Below are 17,074 nucleotides of genomic sequence, written 5' to 3'. Positions count from 1 at the left end.
AAGCCAACTAGAAAAACAACAACTAACAACCGCGCGCCGGGTTGCGCCCGGGAGGATAATAATGAAAGTACTGATTCTTGGTAGTGGCGTACTTGGTATAACCAGCGCCTGGTATCTGGCTAAGGCGGGCTATGAAGTGACAGTGCTCGATCGCCAACCGGGCCCGGGCCTGGAAACCAGCTTCGGCAATGCCGGCATGATTTCACCTGGTTACTCCGCTCCCTGGGCGGCCCCCGGCGTTCCTCTCAAAGCCATCAAGTGGCTGCTGTCCGAGCATGCGCCTTTGGCCATCCGCCCTACTGCCGACCCGCAGCAATATCGCTGGATGATGCAGATGCTGTCCAACTGTACCGAAGGCCGCTATGCCGTTAATAAAGAACGCATGATGCGCCTGGCCGAGTATAGCCGCGACTGTCTGATGCAACTGCGCGCCGACAGTGGCGTGAATTATGAACATCGCGAGCTGGGTACCTTGCAGCTGTTCCGCACCCAGAAGCAGCTCGATGCCGCGGCCAAGGATATCGCGGTGCTGGAGCGCTGCGGCGTGCCTTATCAGTTACTCGACCGAGCCGGCTGCATTCAGCATGAGCCCGGTCTGGCTCCCAGCAAGGATAAGTTCGTCGGCGGTTTGCGCCTGCCCAATGATGAAACCGGCGACTGTTATATGTTCACCACCCAACTCGCAGCCAAATGTGCCGAGCTGGGGGTCAAGTTTCTGTTCAACCGTACGATCAGCAGCATGCAGGCAAATGACAACCGGATACAGGGCGTCAGCCTGGCCGACGGCGAGGTCCTGACAGCGGATCACTATGTGCTGGCGCTGGGCAGTTATTCACCACAGCTGGTAAAGCCTCTGGGTATCAGCCTGCCTATTTATCCGGTCAAAGGCTATTCGCTGACCATCCCGGTTGCCGACCCTTCGATGGCTCCGGTGTCAACGATAATGGATGAAACCTACAAAGTAGCCATTACCCGTTTGGCCGATCGTATTCGTGTGGGCGGCATGGCAGAACTGGCCGGCTTTGATACCGAGCTTCGGGAAAAGCGCCGGGCCACGCTGAAGATGGTGATCAACGACCTGTTCCCGCTGGGCGGCCAGGCGCAGGAGTTGGACTTCTGGACCGGCTATCGCCCCATGACACCTGATGGCACACCGATCATCGGCGCCAGCAAGTTGAGCAATCTGTTCTTCAACACCGGTCATGGCACCTTGGGCTGGACCATGGCCTGTGGCTCAAGCCAACTCTTGGTGGACAGGATTGCCGGCAGCAAGATGGCTATCAGCATGGACGGTTTCGAGATAGAGCGTTACGCAAAATAAAAATAAGGAGCGCATGCATGAACATCCAATCTTCCTATACCAATGTCCTGATGAGTCAGGTCCTGATGCATCAGGACAGGGTTTATCTGACGGGCAGATTTGCCGATACCAGCCCGCTCGGCAACGATCTAAGCGTGCAGGCCGGTAATACCCTGGCAGCGATCGAGACACTCCTGACGGAAGCCGGCAGCGATAAAACCAGGCTGTTGTCCGCGACCATTTACCTGAAGAACCTCAAGACTGACCTGGAGACCATGGACCGGATATGGGGCCAATGGCTGCCAGAAGGGACAGCGCCCATTCGCGCCATCCTGGAAGCCAAACAGGTCGAGCCCAATATTCTGGTGGAAATCGCCATGACCGCCGCTGTTTAACACCGATATTCTGGAATAAGACTATGCGTCCAGCCCATGCATTGATCGATCTTGGCGCTCTGCGTCATAACTACCAGTTGGCCAAGCAACTTTCGGGAAACAAAGCGTTGGCGGTCATAAAAGCCAATGCTTACGGCCATGGCGCCGTTCGTTGCGCTCAAGCGCTTTGTGCATCCGCGGATGGCTTTGCCGTCGCCTGTATAGAAGAAGCATTATTACTGCGCAATGCCGGTATTCAACAACCGATTCTATTGCTGGAAGGATGGTTTGACGCAGCGGAGCTGATACTGATCCAGCAATATGATCTGTGGGTGGTCATTCATCATCATGGTCAGCTGCGCGACCTGGCTGAGATCGACATCGAGCGTCCATTGCATGTCTGGCTGAAACTGGACACCGGCATGCACCGGGTGGGCTTCAAGCCTGAAGAATATGTAGGAATATGGAAAGCACTGCAAGCGAGTAGCAAAGTGGCCAGCCTGGTAAAGATGACCCATTTCTCCCGCGCCGACGAACCGGACTGCGACACGACCCAGCATCAACTGCTGTGCTTCAATGAAACCACTGCCCATCTGGATGGCCCATCAAGCCTGTGTAATTCTCCCGGCGCCCTGGCCTGGCCACAGGCCCATGGGGATTGGCTACGACCAGGCATCATGTTGTACGGCGCCTCGCCCTTCAACTTCGCTCAGAAAAGCGCCGCAAGGCTGAAACCGGTGATGCATCTGAATTCGCGGATTATTGCCGTGCACGACGTTGCCAGCGGTGAGCCAGTCGGTTACGGCGCGCAATTCATTGCCAAACGTCCCACCCGGATTGGGGTGGTCGCCATGGGCTATGCCGATGGATATCCCCGGCATGCAAAAAGCGGTACGCCCGTTCTGGTGGATGGTCAGCGTGCGGCGCTGATCGGTCGGGTGTCCATGGATATGCTGACAGTCGATCTCACCGACCTGCCCGCATGCGGCCTGGGCAGCGCTGTACAGCTGTGGGGTGATGGTTTGCCGGCCAACGAGGTCGCCGATTGGGCGGACACCATCGCTTACCAGTTGTTCTGCAATCTGAATCGGGTGCCGCGGCATTATCTTGGTTGAGCGCTCTCCTCGCTGAACATAAAAAAGCCGGATCATCATGATCCGGCTTTTTGTTGCCGCCCCCTCAGGAAGGGAAGGAGAACTGAGCGCCTTCCCGCACCCCGGCTGATGGCCAGCGCTGGGTAATGGTTTTGCGTTTGGTGTAGAAACGCACCGCATCCGGACCGTAGGCATGCAGGTCACCGAACAGCGAGCGCTTCCAGCCACCGAAGCTGTGATAAGCCACCGGCACCGGCAGCGGTACGTTGATGCCGACCATACCCACCATGATGTTGTCACTGAAATAACGCGCCGCCTCACCGTCACGGGTAAAGATGCAGGTGCCATTGCCGTACTCGTGATCATTGATCAGTTGCATGGCCTCCTCCATGCTGTTGACGCGCATGACCAGCAACACCGGCCCAAAGATCTCTTCCTTATAGCAGGTCATTTCAGCGGTCACGTTATCGATCAGCGTGCCACCCACATAGAATCCCTTGTCGTAGCCGGCCACGGCCGGCTGACGACCATCGACCACCAGCGTGGCACCCTGCTGTTCGGCACTGCTGATATAACCGGTGACCTTTTCCTGGTGCGCACGGGTAATGAGCGGACCAAAATCGTTGCTCTTATCAGAGAAAGCACCCACTTTCAGGCTTTTCATCTGCTCGGTCATTTTACTGATCAGTGAATCAGCCGCCTCGTCCCCTACCGCCACGGCAACCGACAGCGCCATGCAACGCTCACCTGATGAACCGAAGGCAGCGCCCACCAGGGCGGATACCGCGTTGTCCATATCCGCATCCGGCATCACGATGGCGTGGTTCTTCGCGCCACCCAGCGCCTGACAGCGTTTGCCGTGGGCGCTCGCCGTGGTGTAGATATATTCGGCAATGGGCGTCGAGCCAACGAAGCTGACCGCCTGGACGCGCGCATCCGACAGCAGCACGTCCACCGCTTCCTTATCACCATTGACCACGTTCAGCACGCCTGGCGGCAGGCCGGCTTCGTGCAGCAGCTCGGCAATGAACAGCACCGCCGACGGGTTGCGTTCGGACGGTTTGAGTACAAAGGTATTACCGCAGACGATCGCCATGGGGTACATCCACAGCGGTACCATGGCCGGGAAGTTGAATGGCGTGATGCCCGCCACCACACCCAGCGGCTGGAACTCGCTCCAGGAGTCGATCGCCGGTCCTGCATTCTTGCTGAATTCGCCTTTCAACAGCTCGGGAGCGCCGCAGGCATATTCGACGTTCTCAATACCCCGTTGCAGTTCACCCATGGCGTCATGGGCGATCTTGCCGTGCTCTTCCCCAATCAGGCGACAGATTTCGTCGGCATTACGTTCCAGCAGTTCCTTGAAGCGGAACATGACCTTGGCGCGTTTGAGGGGTGGCGTGTTACGCCAGGCGGGATAAGCGGCCTGGGCAGCGGCGATGGCTGCCTCGACGGTGGGCTTGCTCGCCACTGCCAATTTCTTTGATACCTCACCCGTGGATGGATTGAAAACATCCTGGGTACGGCTGGACTGGGTATCAATGGTGCCGTTGATCAAGTGTCCGATCGTCTTCATCGTCTGTTCTCTCTGCCTGTATTGTTAGCGGTACTAATCAGTCAAGTTCGTTGATGGCATCGCCGATAGCGTTGATGACGTTGTCGATCTCTTCACGCTCAACGATGAAGGGCATGCCCAATTGAATGGTGTCGCCGCCATAACGCACGTAGAAGCCTTTTTCCCAGCACTTCATGGCAATTTCATAAGGACGGCGCGCCGGCTCACCGGGGCGACTCTCGATCTGCAAGGCGCCCGCCATCCCGTAGTTGCGGATATCCGTTACGTAGCGGGTCCCCTTGAGACCATGCAGGGCGTTCTCGAATATCGGGCTCATTTCCCTGACCCGATCAACCAGGCGGTCATTCTGCAGAATATCCAGTGAGGCCAATGCCGCAGCACAAGCTACCGGGTGACCGGAGTAGGTATAACCATGCGGCAATTCGATCGCGTAGTCGGGGCCGCCCTGCTCCATGAAGGTCTGATAGATTTCGCGCTGCACGATCACCGCGCCCATCGGCACAGCACCGTTGGTGAGCTGCTTGGCAACGTTCATCATGTCCGGGGTAACGCCGAACTCTTCCGCGCCGGTGTTGGAGCCCATGCGCCCGAAGCCGGTGATGACCTCATCGAAAATCAGCAGAATCTCGTGCTGGTCACAGATCTCGCGCAGGCGTTGCAGATAACCTACCGGCGGCGGCAATACACCGGCTGAACCGGCCATGGGCTCAACAATGACGGCGGCAATATTCGAGGCGTCATGCAGGGCAATCAGCTCCAGCAGATCCTCGGCACGTTCGACACCACGCTCGGGCATGCCGCGACTGAAGAGGTTTTCCTTGAGCAAGGTGTGCGACAGATGGTCGGCATCGATCCCCTGCCCGAACAGCATCCGGTTAGCCCCGATACCGCCCAGGCTGATGCCGCCGAAGTTGACGCCGTGATAGCCTTTGGCGCGACCTATGAGCTTGGTTTTGGTCGGCTTGCCCTTCTTGCGCCAATAGGCGCGGGCGATTTTCAGCGAGGTGTCCGCGGCATCAGATCCAGAGTTGGTATAAAACACGTGGTCGAGGCCTTTCGGCGTCAGCTGGGTAATGCGCTCGGCCAGCTCGAAGGCTTTGGGATGACCAAATTGGAAAGCCGGAGCGTAATCCAGCTCACGCAATTGTTTGGCAACCGCTTCGGCAATTTCCGGGCGGTTATGCCCCGCCCCGCAACACCAGAGACCAGATAGACCGTCAAATATCTTACGGCCATCAGCATCGATGTAATAACTGCCCTCCGCCCCCACGATGAGGCGTGGATCGGATTTGAACTGGCGGTTGGCAGAATAGGGAAGCCAGTAAGCATCAAGCTGCTCGGGGGTCAGTCCGGCAGGGCGCTGGGTATTGAGATCAGACATAACACCACCCCTCTTGTTATCGGTAGAGCCAGTCTCGTCAGTACCGAGTTAAAGTAAAACCCAAACTTACTTACCTTCAGGTTACCGTTTACTTAACTTAACTTGTCTCCTCCGCTATCCTGCTAGGCATCGGTTAACCAGGAAAAACAAGATGAAAACACGTAAGCTGGCATTGCCCGGTCAAATCAGTGATGCCGACCTGCGCTTGCTGCGGATCTTTCGCAAGGTGGTCGAATGCGGTGGCTTCTCCGCAGCTGAGGTAGAGCTGAATATCAGCCGAGCGGCAATCAGTATCGCCATGAATGAACTGGAAGGACGCTTGGCCCTGCGGCTCTGTCAGCGGGGCCGCAGTGGTTTTTCCCTGACTCAGGAAGGCGGCGAGGTATATCAGGCCACCCTGCAGATGCTGGCCGCCATCGAAGGCTTCCGCACCCATGTGAACAGCCTGCATGCTCAGTTGAAGGGCGAGCTCAACATCGGTATCACCGATAGCCTGGTTACCATGCCGCAGATGCTGATCACACAGGCACTGGGCGCGCTGAAGGATCGCGGGCCCGATGTGCGCATCAACATCCGCATGATTCCACCCAACGATATTGAATTGGGCGTGCTGGATGGCCGTTTGCACGTGGGTATCATCCCTGCGCTGAAGTCCCTGCCCGGGCTGCATTATCGACCGCTGTACGAAGAGGCCTCGCAGCTGTATTGCAGCTCAACTCATCCGCTGTATCAACATCCGGCTTCGGAGCCAGTGGCGCTCAGTGGCTGGGATGCGGTCCTGCCGGCCTACGCCCAAACACCGGAAATCAAGGCACTGCAGGAGCCACTCAAGGCCGCTGCATCAGCAACGGACCGCGAAGGGATTGCCTTTCTGATCCTGACTGGCCGCTATATCGGTTATCTTCCCACCCACTACGCCGACCGCTGGGTCCGCGACCAAGCGATGCGGGCAATCGACTCACTGGCTAACCGATATATCACCCATTACGGTGCTATCACCCGCAAGGGCGCCCCGCCTAATCTGGTGCTTGAGAGCTATCTGGAAGAGCTCGATCGGCTGGTGAAATAGCTGCCCGGCTGGCGCAAGAAAAATCCTGGCTACTAATGGCAGCGCATTTTGACCGATTGGAAAAATAATCCTTGACCGTCCCAAAACTTGCTTGTAGGTTTGCAAACAACAGTCATTAAACACGGGACATTTCCATCGTCTTAAATTTATAAGAAAGCGATGAACTTACCGTGAAAGCATTCCAATTGATGCTGAGTCATTATTGGAACCGGGCACCATTCGTTGTACTGACATTCGATTTGAAACATCTCGATTAGCGAGCACTGATAAGAGGATGAAAATAATGTGCAACCATCTTACTGGGTATTCTTCCATACCATTCCCAGACCATCCTATTTAAACAAGTCAAACCTGACAGTACAGTTCCTCGACTAGCTTCATACTGGCGATTTGGCATAGCGCTTATTACCGCTATTCATCTTCCATATGCATTCAATGGGCTTCACCCAGCAACACCCTGTAAACGCCGAACATAGGCGTGCCAAATAAAAACAATAGATTAGAGGGCACAATGCAATGCACACTCAAACTGATTCACTTCAGTACGATATCTCTCTGAACGGTGATCCAAGCGCCGACTTGTGGAATGAAGATCTGGCCCCCGCCAGAGAAGAAGATAAAACCTGGACCTGGCAAAGTATCTCTGGCCTGTGGGTTGGCATGGTTGTCTGTGTTCCGACGTACATGATGGCCGCCGGACTGGTAGCCGAAGGTATGTCCTGGTGGCAAGGGGTCTTAACTGTTCTGCTCGGCAACCTCATTGTGCTGGTGCCCATGATCGCCATTGGTCATGCGGGTACCAAGCACGGTATTCCCTTTCCGGTGCTGCTGCGCTCTTCTTTCGGCACAGCGGGCGCCAAACTGCCGGCGATGCTGCGCGGACTGGTTGCCTGCGGCTGGTTTGGTATCCAGACCTGGGTAGGCGGCTCGGCGATTTATATCATCGTCAACATCATGACCGACAATGCCATCTCCGGGAGCGTCATCGGTTTTCTCGGGATCGATCCGGGCCAGTTGGTCTGCTTTCTGCTGTTCTGGGCCCTGCATGTCGTCTTTATCGCTTATGGCACTGAATCCATCCGTTGGCTGGAGACCTACGCCGCACCTTTCCTGATCGCCATGGGCCTGGCCTTGCTGGGCTGGGCTTACTTCAAGGCGGGCGGTTTCGGTCAAATGCTCTCGACCCCCTCACAATTCGTTGCCGGCGGCGCCCGTGAAGGCCAGTTCTGGGCAGTGTTCTGGCCCGGACTGACGGCTATGGTAGGTTATTGGGCGACGCTGGCGCTCAATATTCCCGATTTCACCCGTTTTGCCCGTAGCCAGAAAGATCAATTCATCGGCCAGACGCTGGGCCTCCCCTTGCCCATGGCGCTCTTCGCCTTTATCGGCGTAGCCGTTACCTCGGCAACAGTAGTGATCTATGGCAGAGCCATCTGGGACCCGGTGGAGCTGACCAGCCAGATGGGCGGTGCTGCAGTCGTAATCTCGTTGATCGCCCTGATCCTGGCTACCCTGACCACCAACCTGGCCGCCAATGTTGTCGCCCCTGCCAACGGTTTCTCCAATCTCAGTCCCAGCAAGATTTCCTTCAAGATGGGTGGTTATCTGACCGCAGGTATCGGTATTGCGATCATGCCGTGGAAGCTGCTGGAATCGACCAGCGCTTATATTTTCACATGGCTGATTGGTTATTCAGCCCTGCTCGGCCCCGTTGCCGGCATCATGGTCGCGGACTACTTCGTGATCCGCAAAACCAAGCTGGATCACCACGCGCTGTTTCGCAACAACGGCCAATACAGTTATCGCAATGGCTGGAATCCGGCAGCCCTGATCGCGCTCGTGGTCGGTATTCTGCCCAATCTGCCGGGCTTCCTGCATGTCGCCGGTGCTATCGATACCGTGCCCGCCATATTCAAGGAAATCTATACCTATGCCTGGTTTGTCGGTCTGCTGATCGCCGCTGGCATCTATCTGATCCTCATGCGCAACAGCTTGAAACCAGCATGAACTGGGTTACCTATCGGGCCGGCAGGCACTTGCAACAGCCGGCTCGCCAAGACCTGTAAGGAGAATAAGAAATGTCCGTACTCATCAAAAACGGCACCGTGGTCACCGCCGACAAGATCTATCGAGCCGACATATATTGCGACGATGGGAAAATTGTTGCTATCGGAGAGAATCTGGATGTGCCTTCTACCGCGCAAGTAATCGATGCGGGCGGCCAGTATGTGATGCCCGGTGGCATCGACCCCCATACCCATATGCAACTGCCCTTCATGGGTACCGTAGCGAGTGACGATTTCTATACCGGCACTGCTGCCGGGTTGGCTGGCGGCACCACCAGTATCATCGACTTCGTCATTCCCTCGCCCCAGCAATCCTTGCTCGAGGCTTATCACCAATGGCGTGACTGGGCCGCCAAAGCGGCAGCGGACTATACCTTCCACGTTGCCATTACCTGGTGGGACGACTCGGTACATGAGGAAATGGGCACCCTGGTGCGAGAGCACGGGGTCAACAGCTTCAAGCACTTCATGGCGTACAAGAACGCTATCATGGCAGATGATGAAACCCTGGTGAAAAGCTTCCGTCGCTCTGTCGAGCTGGGGGCAATGCCCACTGTGCATGCCGAAAATGGCGAACTGGTGTTCCAGTTGCAACAGGAACTGCTCGCCAAAGGCATGACCGGCCCCGAAGCGCATCCGCTGTCCCGTCCGCCCGTCGTTGAAGCCGAGGCAGCCAGCCGAGCGATCCATATTGCCCAGGCCATGAACGTGCCTATCTATATCGTGCATGTGTCCTGCAAGGAGTCACTGGAAGCCATTACCCGCGCACGCAATAATGGTAACCGCGTCTATGGCGAGGTACTGGCCGGCCATCTGGTCATTGACGAAAGCGTGTATCGGCATGCCGACTTCGAGTTTGCCGCAGCCCATGTCATGAGCCCACCCTTTCGCGCCAAAGAGCATCAGGAAGCGCTCTGGCAGGGCTTGCGCGGGGGCAATCTGCAAACCACGGCAACTGACCACTGCTGTTTCTGCGCGGACCAGAAAGCCGCAGGCAAAGATGATTTTACCCGTATTCCCAACGGCACCGCCGGGATCGAAGATCGCCTGGCAATCCTGTGGGACGAAGGCGTTAATCAGGGTCGCCTGACCATGAACGAGTTCGTTGCGGTGACCTCCACCAACACCGCCAAGCTGTTCAATATGTATCCGCGCAAAGGTTCTGTCTCTGTGGGCGCCGATGCAGACCTGGTGGTCTGGGACCCGACCGGCACGCGCACTATCTCAGCCAAGACCCACCATCAGAATATCGACTTCAATATTTTCGAAGGCCGCACGGTCACCGGCATACCCAGCCATACATTGAGCCGCGGCAAGATCGTCTGGCGTGAGGGTGAGCTGCTGGCCGTAGAAGGCGCCGGCCAATACATTCCGCGGCCAGCCTTCGGCCCGGTGTTTGATGCCATTGCCCGTGAAAACGAGCTGAATACGCCGCAACCTGTGGTACGCCAAGGCTAGCGATGGCCAAGACAACCCCTGCGAGGAGAGGGAAGGAAAATGTGGATCTACCTGTTCATGGCGTTGGCCGCAGGGGCTGTCTTACCGTTGCAAGCTGGCTTGAACGCTCAACTGGCACTGAGCGCAGGGCATGCCTTGTGGGCAGCCTGTGCCTCCTTCGCCATTGGACTGTTGTTGCTGCTAGCCGTGTGTCTGACCGTTCGCTTACCCCGTCCGGTATGGGGAGATCTCGCCGCGATGCCCTTCTGGCAGTGGAGCGGAGGGCTCATGGGTGCCTTTTTTGTTACGGCCATGGTCATGCTCAGCCCCCGGCTGGGCGCGGCCACCATGCTGGGCATGGTGCTGGTCGGGCAAATGACGGCTGCCGCCTTGATTGACCATTTTGGCTTGGCGGGATTTACCCCACATGCACTCAGCATCGGACGCGCCGTGGGTATTGCATTGTTGATTGCCGGAGGCATTATCGTGCGCCTGTATTGAATCGGGCCTGCCTTATTAAATCACTGTCGTAATGTTATATGCCCCACCGGGGCAGGATAAGTGCGCCCATCTACTTGAAGTGGCGCCGAGTAAAATAAAAACAATAACCTGGAGTACAACATGAAAAAAGCAACCACCGCCGCACTTGTGCTTATCGCTGGTGGGCTAAGTGCCTTTCCTGCCTGCGCTGATGAACTTGTCCAATGGCATACCAATAGCCTGACCTACCTTTACGGCAAGAACTTCAAGGTAGACCCGCCTATTCAGCAGACGCTCACATTTGAACACGCCAGCGGCTGGAGCGTAGGTGATCTGTTTCTGTTCGTTGATCAGATCAACTTCAACGGCAAGGGTGCCAATGATGGGGATGATGAACGAACACATTACGGTGAATTCTCGCCGCGCCTGTCGTTAGGAAAAATCAGTGGTATCAACATGGCCGCCGGCCCTGTCACTGATATATTGGTCTCGATGACCTACGAATTCGGCAAAGGCGACACGGAAGCCTATCTGATCGGGCCCGCCTTTGACCTGGCGATACCGGGGTTCGACTTCTTCCAGCTCAATACCTATCTTCGTAAAACCGATGGCGGCCGCCCTGGTGATAATGTCTGGCAGATCACCCCTGTCTGGAGTTATACCATCCCGATGGGCCGGTCCGACCTGGTGATTGATGGCTTCATCGACTGGGTTGTGGACAATGACGAAAACAGTCGCGGCGACTATCACGCCAACGTCCATATCAACCCCCAGATCAAATACGACCTGGGCAAGGCCCTGGGCTGGAGAGAAAAGGTCTATGTGGGCATCGAATATGACTACTGGAAGAACAAATTCGGTATTAAAGATGGCGGCTATGTCAGCGAGCAGTTTGTCGGCGAAACCAATCAAAACACCGCGAGCCTGCTATTGAAGGCACACTTTTAAGCGGGATGTTTGCAACTTCTTCCGCCAGCCGGCCCAGCGCACAGTAATAGCGAACTGGGCCGTAATTTCCGCGAAACTTGATAATCGGCCAGCCGGCACCATATAGATCCATTGCCATCGCTGATCCGAGACCTCATGAGCCAAGCCAGCATCTTCGACGTTACCGCCGACACCTTCGATCGTCTCGTGCTCGAACCCTCCTTCGACAAACCTGTGCTGGTAGATTTCTGGGCGCCCTGGTGCGTGCCCTGCAAGGCGTTGCTGCCGGCCCTGCTGAATATCACCGCCAGTCATGCCGGCAAGCTGTTGCTGGCGAAGGTCAACTGCGACGAGCAAGCCGCATTGACCGAGCGCTTCGGCATTCGCAGCCTGCCGACGGTGGTGCTGTTCAGAAACGGTCAGCCGGTGGATGGCTTTGCCGGTATCCAGCCTGAAAGTGATATTCGCGCGACGCTCGAACCGCATTTTTGAGCAACCGCTGGTAAAGGGCTGTGCCAGGCACGCTGATATTCCCGGAGACGTGTTCAGAATGACAGTTACAGCTTGACCCTGAGAAATAGCGTTATAAGATAACGTTTAAATATTCTGCAGGATCGCCCGCTCCATGTCCCCACCCGTGATACAGCTTGAACAGGCCACCTTCGCCTGGCCCGGCCAACCAACGCTGTTGGATATCGACACCTTCATTTTGCAGCCCGGCGAACGGGTGTTCCTCAAGGGCCCCTCCGGCAGCGGCAAGACCACCTTGCTGAGCCTGCTCGGCGGTGTGCAGCTGCCGGCGCGCGGACATATCCGCCTGCTTGGCCAGGATCTGGCCCGTCTGTCCAGCTCGGCCCGTGATCGATTTCGTGCCGACCACAGCGGTTATATATTCCAGATGTTCAACCTGCTGCCCTACCTGTCGATCACCGAGAACATCGCCCTGCCCTGCCACTTCTCACGACTGCGCCGGCAGCGCGCAGCAGAGCGCCATGGCTCGGTGACCGCGGCGGCAACCGATCTGCTGCAACAGTTGGGTATGAATCAGTCCGCGCTGCGCGATAAACCGGTGGCCGAACTGTCCATCGGCCAACAACAACGCGTCGCCGCCGCCCGGGCATTGATTGGTAGCCCGGAATTGATCATTGCCGACGAGCCGACATCGGCACTGGATGCCGATACCCGCGAAGCCTTTCTCCAATTGCTGTTCGCCGAATGCAAGGCGGCGGGCAGCAGTTTGCTGTTTGTCAGCCATGATGCGGCGCTGGAGCCCCTGTTCGATCGTAGCCTGGCGCTGGCTGAACTCAATCGCGCCGCCATCAGGGAGGCCAGTTGATGTATCTGTTACGCATGGCTTTCCGCAGTCTGGCCAATCGGCGTTTTTCCGCGCTGCTGACCATTGTGACCATCGTCTTGAGCGTCACACTGCTGCTGGGGGTGGAGAAGGTGCGTACCGAGGCCCGCGCCAGCTTTGCCGGCACCATCTCCGGCACCGATCTGATCGTGGGCCCGCGTACCGGTTCGGTACAACTGCTGTTGTATTCGGTATTTCGCATCGGCAATCCGACCAGCACCATGGCCTGGGAGAGTTTCCAGAAAATCGCCGCGCACCCGCGGGTGGACTGGGCGATCCCGATTTCCCTGGGCGATTCGCACCGCGGTTATGCGGTGCTGGGCACCACCGCGGATTATTTCACCCATTTTCGCCATGGCCGCGATCGTCAACTCGGCTTCACCGATGGACAGCCGTTCGAGGATCTGTACGACGCGGTCATCGGTGCGGATGTCGCCCGTGAGCAGGGCTATGCCCTGGGCGACGAGCTGGTACTCGGACATGGCACCGGATCGGTGAGCTTTATCGAGCACGATGACCACCCGTTTCGCGTCAGCGGCATACTTGCCCGAACCGGTACACCGGTGGATCGTACCCTGCATATCAGCCTGGCGGGCCAGGAGGCGGTGCATGCGGACTGGCATCATGGACGGCCCGCAGCCGTCCTCCATCATGACCATGCTCAGCATGAAGGACAGGCGCATGAGCATGAGCATGCCGACAACCACGATCTCACACCGACCACCATCAATGCCGCGCTGCTCGGGTTGAACAGCCGCGTCGCCGCCTTCGCGGTGCAGCGGGATATCAACCGCTTCCCCGACGAGCCGCTGATGGCCATCATGCCCGGTGTCGCTCTGCAGGAACTCTGGCGCCTACTCGGCGTAGCGGAAAAAGCCCTGTTCATCGTCTCGGTGTTCGTCGTGCTCACCGGGCTGGTCGGTATGCTCACCGCCATTCTCGCCAGCCTCAATGAACGGCGCCGGGAAATGGCCATCCTGCGCTCAGTCGGCGCCCGGCCGCGACATGTATTCAGCCTGCTGTTGCTGGAGGCCGCCAGCCTGTCAGCGCTGGGTATAGTGCTGGGGCTGGGCTTGATGTATCTGGCGCTGTGGCTGGTGCAGCCGCTGGTTCTGTCGCAGTATGGCCTGTTCATCCCGCTGACAGCGCCAGGCCCTCGGGACTGGAGCCTGCTGGGGCTCATTCTGGCGGCGGGAATAGTCATCGGATGCGTGCCGGCCTGGCGCGCTTACCGCCAATCGCTGGTCGATGGGCTATCGATTCGCACTTGAAAGGAAAGGGATATGAACATCGCGGGAAAATTCCTGGGCAGCTGCCTGCTGATGCTGGCGGCATGGAGCGCCAGCGCTGCCGAGGAAATTTCCTGGGCAGCGCTGTTGCCGGCGGATTTCCAGATGCCGGCGCCACTGCCGGTTCATGATCTGTCCCAGCTCGGCACTCTGGAGGAGGCGCTGGGCGATCCGGCCGTACAGATGGAGCCGCACGCACCGGTTGTGCCGGCCATGGATGGAAGGCACATCAGACTACCCGGCTATATAGTACCGCTGGGGCTGACCGACGCCGGCCAGGTGGAGGAGTTCCTGCTGGTGCCCTACTTCGGCGCCTGCATTCATGTGCCGCCGCCACCGTCAAATCAGATCGTGCATGTGCTCAGCGCAACCGGAATTGCCCTGCAGCAGTTATATCAGCCATTCTGGATCAGCGGGGTGATCCGCGTCGAGCATGTGGAGAGCGAGCTGGCAGAGGCCGGCTATCGCATCAGCGATGCCAGCATCGAGCCCTATGGGCTGTGATCAGCTGTTGTTCTCAATAGCCGAGCGGGCATAACCTTCCCACTGTCGGATGAGCTGCCGTTGCTGGCTACTGGCTCCGCTTTGCGCACGCTTGAGTGTCGTCAGCAGATCTGTCCAACTGCCATCTTCCAACTGCAGACCCGCCAACCGCAGCCAATGATCGGCACGACCGCTACCGCTGGCCACGGCTGCCCAGGCTTCGCGCGCCCGCGTGCGGTCCCGCGCCAGCGTCCATAATTGTGCCAGCCGCTCCTGACGCGCTGCGTCTACCGGCAACAGCTTCTGCGCCATGAGTTCTTCCAGCAGACGTGCTGCCTGCCAGGGCGCGCCGGCGTTGACCTGCATTGCGATCAGATTGTCCAGATCGGTCTGCGTCAGCCCCACCCCGGCCTCATGGGCCAACCGCAGCGTTCCAGCCGCTGCCGACTGATTGCCGGCCTGACTCTGCAAGCCAGCCAATTGCCGCCAATGTTCGCGGCTCTGCGGCGCCCGTTTGAGTAATACCTTCTGCCATTGAGCGGCGCTGTCATAGCGCTGCTGTTGGTAGTTCATGCCGACCAACAGCTGATACCAGACATCCGCCGCTGACGGATCGGCACGCACCACCTGCTCGGCCAGGGGGATCGCCTTGGTATATTCCCGCGCCTGGCTGTAGCACTGCACGAGCAGTTGCTTCTGCTCCAGCGTCAATGCACCGCCAGCCTGCACAGATTCCAGCAGTCGGGCAGCATCGCGATATTGACCTTCCACGGCAAGCAGTTGCGCCAGATTCAATTGGTCCTGACGTGTTGCCGTCGCATCCAGCTTGCTGTGCGCCAGCGCCTTGCGCAGCCAGTCGATAGCCTGACGATTCTGCTGGGCCGCAATCGCCACATAACCCAGCCGTTGCTGGATCAGCGCCAGTTCGAGACTTCCCGCTTCGGCATCGTTGATCGCCTTGTTCAGAGTAGCCCGCGCCTTGTCCAGCTTACCGCTCTGCTGCTCTTTCTGCGCCGAAGACAAGGCCATGAAGACTGCTGGCTTGATCGCCTGCTGGGCGTTAACCAGGCCCGGCAGCAGTAACAACATCAGACCCAATGCAGTACTACGATAGAGGTTGGCGACACCCATGGTCATCTGTCCTCCAGACGGAAATACAAGGTTTTGGTGGCTTCACGCGCGACCGCCTGGCCATTCTCCCGGCGCGGTGCAAAACGCCAGCGGTTGGCGGCTCGGCGCGCTTCGCGCTCGAACACCCCTTTGGGTTTGGCAGAGGTCACCCGCAGATTCTCCACTCGCCCTTCGGGAGAAATGGTGAATGCCAGTGTTACTTCGCCTTCGATGCCCGCCGCCAACGCGCGATGCGGGTAGTTAGGCGGTATATCCACCAGCGGCGCAACCTCCTCGGCAGTCGACGGGCTGCTTGAGGCAGCCGGCGCCGCAGGAGCTGCAGGCGCAGGGGTCGGAGCAGGCGCTGGCGCCTCCGCCGCGGTGATGCCGGCCAAGGTAGGGGTGACCGCCACATTGATGCCCGGCGTCGGCAGATTCGGTACGGAAATATTCAGCTGCACGCTGGTTTCGACCTGCGGCTGCGGCGGTGCTGGCTGGGGTGGCGGCACATCCGGCGGCTGCGGCTGTTCCGGCGGCTGACGTTGCTGACGCTGACGGCTGTCACTCGGCGTATCGGCGACGCTGCGGACGAAACTGACCCGCGCCAACTCATCACCCTGCTCACGATTATCCCGTGGCGGCATGATCAGCACCATCATCAGGGCGAACAATGCCAGCGTTACCAGCAAGGCACCGGCAAAGCTGACCAGCAGCCGCATCAGTTGGCTCCCGCCGTGGCAGCCAGCGCCACGTCCTGCACACCCGCCATACGCACCTGATCCATTACCTGGATGACCAGGCCGCTGCGTGCATCCTCATCAGCCTGCACCACCACAGTGCTGTCAGGCTGATCGACGCGCATGCGTTCCACCGCAGCGCGCACTGCGCGGATATCCACCTGCTGGCGATCAATCCAGATCTCGCCATTAGGGTCCACGGCGATCAGGATATTGCCCTTGGGCTGCTCTTCGGAGCTGTCCGCGGTCGGGGTGTTGACCTCGATACCGGTGGTCTTGATAAAGGTGCTGGTGACGATGAAGAAGATCAGCATGATGAACACCACGTCGAGCATGGGGGTCAGGTCGATGCCTGCTTCGTCGTCGCTGCCTGCTGAATGTCGGCGCATGCGCATAT

General features: G+C 58.1%; 15 protein-coding genes and 2 pseudogenes. 12 read left to right on the top strand and 5 right to left on the bottom strand.

The features are described 5' to 3' along the window. Positions 1 to 61: 61 nt before the first annotated feature. The 3 genes and pseudogenes from BLU11_RS18600 to alr all read left to right on the top strand — a co-directional run. A pseudogene (locus BLU11_RS18600) lies at positions 62 to 1,349 on the top strand (D-amino acid dehydrogenase); the annotation flags it as partial. Beyond that, complete coding sequence (locus BLU11_RS18595) at positions 1,339 to 1,695, top strand: RidA family protein (protein ID WP_090275933.1); 357 nt, start codon at positions 1,339 to 1,341, stop codon at positions 1,693 to 1,695. The pseudogene BLU11_RS18600 and the gene BLU11_RS18595, both read left to right, overlap by 11 nt. A gap of 23 nt (positions 1,696 to 1,718) precedes the next feature. Continuing rightward, positions 1,719 to 2,789 carry an alanine racemase gene (gene alr / locus BLU11_RS18590; RefSeq protein WP_090275931.1) on the top strand — a complete coding sequence of 357 codons (1,071 nt, stop codon included), beginning with the start codon at positions 1,719 to 1,721 and terminating at the stop codon, positions 2,787 to 2,789. A gap of 64 nt (positions 2,790 to 2,853) precedes the next feature. On the opposite strand, the gene BLU11_RS18585 is transcribed toward alr, so the two are convergent. Together BLU11_RS18585 and BLU11_RS18580 are read right to left on the bottom strand one after the other, a co-directional pair. Beyond that, positions 2,854 to 4,344 (bottom strand): CoA-acylating methylmalonate-semialdehyde dehydrogenase, encoded by a 1,491-nt coding sequence (locus tag BLU11_RS18585; protein WP_090275928.1) that lies wholly within the window; start codon positions 4,342 to 4,344, stop codon positions 2,854 to 2,856. A 37-nt stretch (positions 4,345 to 4,381) separates the two neighbouring features. Further along, positions 4,382 to 5,725 (bottom strand): aspartate aminotransferase family protein, encoded by a 1,344-nt coding sequence (locus BLU11_RS18580; protein WP_090275926.1) that lies wholly within the window; start codon positions 5,723 to 5,725, stop codon positions 4,382 to 4,384. 151 nt (positions 5,726 to 5,876) lie between these two features. Between BLU11_RS18580 and BLU11_RS18575 the strand changes: the two genes are divergently transcribed. The 9 genes and pseudogenes from BLU11_RS18575 (at position 5,877) to BLU11_RS18535 (ending at position 14,851) form a co-directional block, all read left to right on the top strand. After that, on the top strand, positions 5,877 to 6,794 hold the full coding sequence (locus tag BLU11_RS18575; RefSeq protein WP_090275924.1) for a LysR family transcriptional regulator: 918 nt from the start codon (positions 5,877 to 5,879) through the stop codon (positions 6,792 to 6,794). Positions 6,795 to 7,310: 516 nt separating this feature from the next. Then, positions 7,311 to 8,801, top strand: coding sequence for an NCS1 family nucleobase:cation symporter-1 (locus tag BLU11_RS18570; RefSeq protein ID WP_090275921.1), 1,491 nt, complete (start codon positions 7,311 to 7,313; stop codon positions 8,799 to 8,801). Between the two features lie 71 nt (positions 8,802 to 8,872). Next, positions 8,873 to 10,318: a dihydropyrimidinase gene (hydA, locus tag BLU11_RS18565; RefSeq protein ID WP_090275919.1), complete on the top strand. Its 1,446-nt coding sequence runs from the start codon at positions 8,873 to 8,875 to the stop codon at positions 10,316 to 10,318. A 39-nt stretch (positions 10,319 to 10,357) separates the two neighbouring features. Next, positions 10,358 to 10,798 (top strand): DMT family transporter, encoded by a 441-nt coding sequence (locus BLU11_RS18560; RefSeq protein ID WP_090275917.1) that lies wholly within the window; start codon positions 10,358 to 10,360, stop codon positions 10,796 to 10,798. Positions 10,799 to 10,918: 120 nt separating this feature from the next. After that, positions 10,919 to 11,725 carry an outer membrane protein OmpK gene (locus tag BLU11_RS18555; RefSeq protein WP_090275915.1) on the top strand — a complete coding sequence of 269 codons (807 nt, stop codon included), beginning with the start codon at positions 10,919 to 10,921 and terminating at the stop codon, positions 11,723 to 11,725. A gap of 135 nt (positions 11,726 to 11,860) precedes the next feature. Continuing rightward, positions 11,861 to 12,190 (top strand): annotated as a pseudogene (locus BLU11_RS18550) (thioredoxin family protein); the annotation flags it as partial. Positions 12,191 to 12,329: 139 nt separating this feature from the next. Beyond that, the gene (locus tag BLU11_RS18545; RefSeq protein ID WP_090275912.1) at positions 12,330 to 13,040 is read left to right on the top strand and encodes an ABC transporter ATP-binding protein; all 711 of its coding nucleotides are present in this window, start codon (positions 12,330 to 12,332) and stop codon (positions 13,038 to 13,040) included. Continuing rightward, positions 13,040 to 14,329 (top strand): ABC transporter permease, encoded by a 1,290-nt coding sequence (locus BLU11_RS18540; RefSeq protein WP_090275910.1) that lies wholly within the window; start codon positions 13,040 to 13,042, stop codon positions 14,327 to 14,329. The genes BLU11_RS18545 and BLU11_RS18540 overlap by 1 nt, the downstream gene beginning before the upstream one ends. 12 nt (positions 14,330 to 14,341) lie before the next feature. After that, positions 14,342 to 14,851 (top strand): DUF3299 domain-containing protein, encoded by a 510-nt coding sequence (locus BLU11_RS18535; RefSeq protein ID WP_090275908.1) that lies wholly within the window; start codon positions 14,342 to 14,344, stop codon positions 14,849 to 14,851. Here the strand turns inward: BLU11_RS18535 and BLU11_RS18530 are convergent, their stop codons facing one another. From BLU11_RS18530 to BLU11_RS18520, 3 genes are read right to left on the bottom strand one after another with little or no spacing between them, the layout of a single operon-like run. After that, positions 14,852 to 15,967: a tetratricopeptide repeat protein gene (locus tag BLU11_RS18530; protein ID WP_090275906.1), complete on the bottom strand. Its 1,116-nt coding sequence runs from the start codon at positions 15,965 to 15,967 to the stop codon at positions 14,852 to 14,854. Then, positions 15,964 to 16,659 carry an energy transducer TonB gene (locus BLU11_RS18525; protein ID WP_090275904.1) on the bottom strand — a complete coding sequence of 232 codons (696 nt, stop codon included), beginning with the start codon at positions 16,657 to 16,659 and terminating at the stop codon, positions 15,964 to 15,966. Before BLU11_RS18525 ends, BLU11_RS18530 begins: the two co-directional genes overlap by 4 nt. Next, positions 16,659 to 17,072 (bottom strand): ExbD/TolR family protein, encoded by a 414-nt coding sequence (locus BLU11_RS18520; RefSeq protein WP_090275902.1) that lies wholly within the window; start codon positions 17,070 to 17,072, stop codon positions 16,659 to 16,661. The genes BLU11_RS18525 and BLU11_RS18520 overlap by 1 nt, the downstream gene beginning before the upstream one ends. Positions 17,073 to 17,074: the final 2 nt, after the last annotated feature.

It is taken from the genome of Halopseudomonas litoralis (genome assembly GCF_900105005.1).
Classification (GTDB): Bacteria; Pseudomonadota; Gammaproteobacteria; order Pseudomonadales; family Pseudomonadaceae; genus Halopseudomonas; species Halopseudomonas litoralis.
Note: the sequence above shows the minus strand (reverse complement) of the source record. Positions and strands in the feature narration are given on the sequence as shown.

Excerpts from the sequence above, each read along its gene's own strand:
- BLU11_RS18595 (WP_090275933.1), top strand. The coding sequence starts at position 1,339 with ATGAACATCCAATCTTCCTATACCAATGTCCTGATGAGTCAGGTCCTG.
- BLU11_RS18585 (WP_090275928.1), bottom strand. The coding sequence starts at position 4,344 with ATGAAGACGATCGGACACTTGATCAACGGCACCATTGATACCCAGTCC.
- BLU11_RS18575 (WP_090275924.1), top strand. The coding sequence starts at position 5,877 with ATGAAAACACGTAAGCTGGCATTGCCCGGTCAAATCAGTGATGCCGAC.
- hydA (WP_090275919.1), top strand. The coding sequence starts at position 8,873 with ATGTCCGTACTCATCAAAAACGGCACCGTGGTCACCGCCGACAAGATC.
- BLU11_RS18580 (WP_090275926.1), bottom strand. The coding sequence starts at position 5,725 with ATGTCTGATCTCAATACCCAGCGCCCTGCCGGACTGACCCCCGAGCAG.
- BLU11_RS18520 (WP_090275902.1), bottom strand. The coding sequence starts at position 17,072 with ATGCGCATGCGCCGACATTCAGCAGGCAGCGACGACGAAGCAGGCATC.
- BLU11_RS18560 (WP_090275917.1), top strand. The coding sequence starts at position 10,358 with ATGTGGATCTACCTGTTCATGGCGTTGGCCGCAGGGGCTGTCTTACCG.
- BLU11_RS18525 (WP_090275904.1), bottom strand. The coding sequence starts at position 16,659 with ATGCGGCTGCTGGTCAGCTTTGCCGGTGCCTTGCTGGTAACGCTGGCA.
- BLU11_RS18530 (WP_090275906.1), bottom strand. The coding sequence starts at position 15,967 with ATGACCATGGGTGTCGCCAACCTCTATCGTAGTACTGCATTGGGTCTG.
- alr (WP_090275931.1), top strand. The coding sequence starts at position 1,719 with ATGCGTCCAGCCCATGCATTGATCGATCTTGGCGCTCTGCGTCATAAC.
- BLU11_RS18555 (WP_090275915.1), top strand. The coding sequence starts at position 10,919 with ATGAAAAAAGCAACCACCGCCGCACTTGTGCTTATCGCTGGTGGGCTA.
- BLU11_RS18570 (WP_090275921.1), top strand. The coding sequence starts at position 7,311 with ATGCACACTCAAACTGATTCACTTCAGTACGATATCTCTCTGAACGGT.
- BLU11_RS18545 (WP_090275912.1), top strand. The coding sequence starts at position 12,330 with ATGTCCCCACCCGTGATACAGCTTGAACAGGCCACCTTCGCCTGGCCC.
- BLU11_RS18540 (WP_090275910.1), top strand. The coding sequence starts at position 13,040 with ATGTATCTGTTACGCATGGCTTTCCGCAGTCTGGCCAATCGGCGTTTT.
- BLU11_RS18535 (WP_090275908.1), top strand. The coding sequence starts at position 14,342 with ATGAACATCGCGGGAAAATTCCTGGGCAGCTGCCTGCTGATGCTGGCG.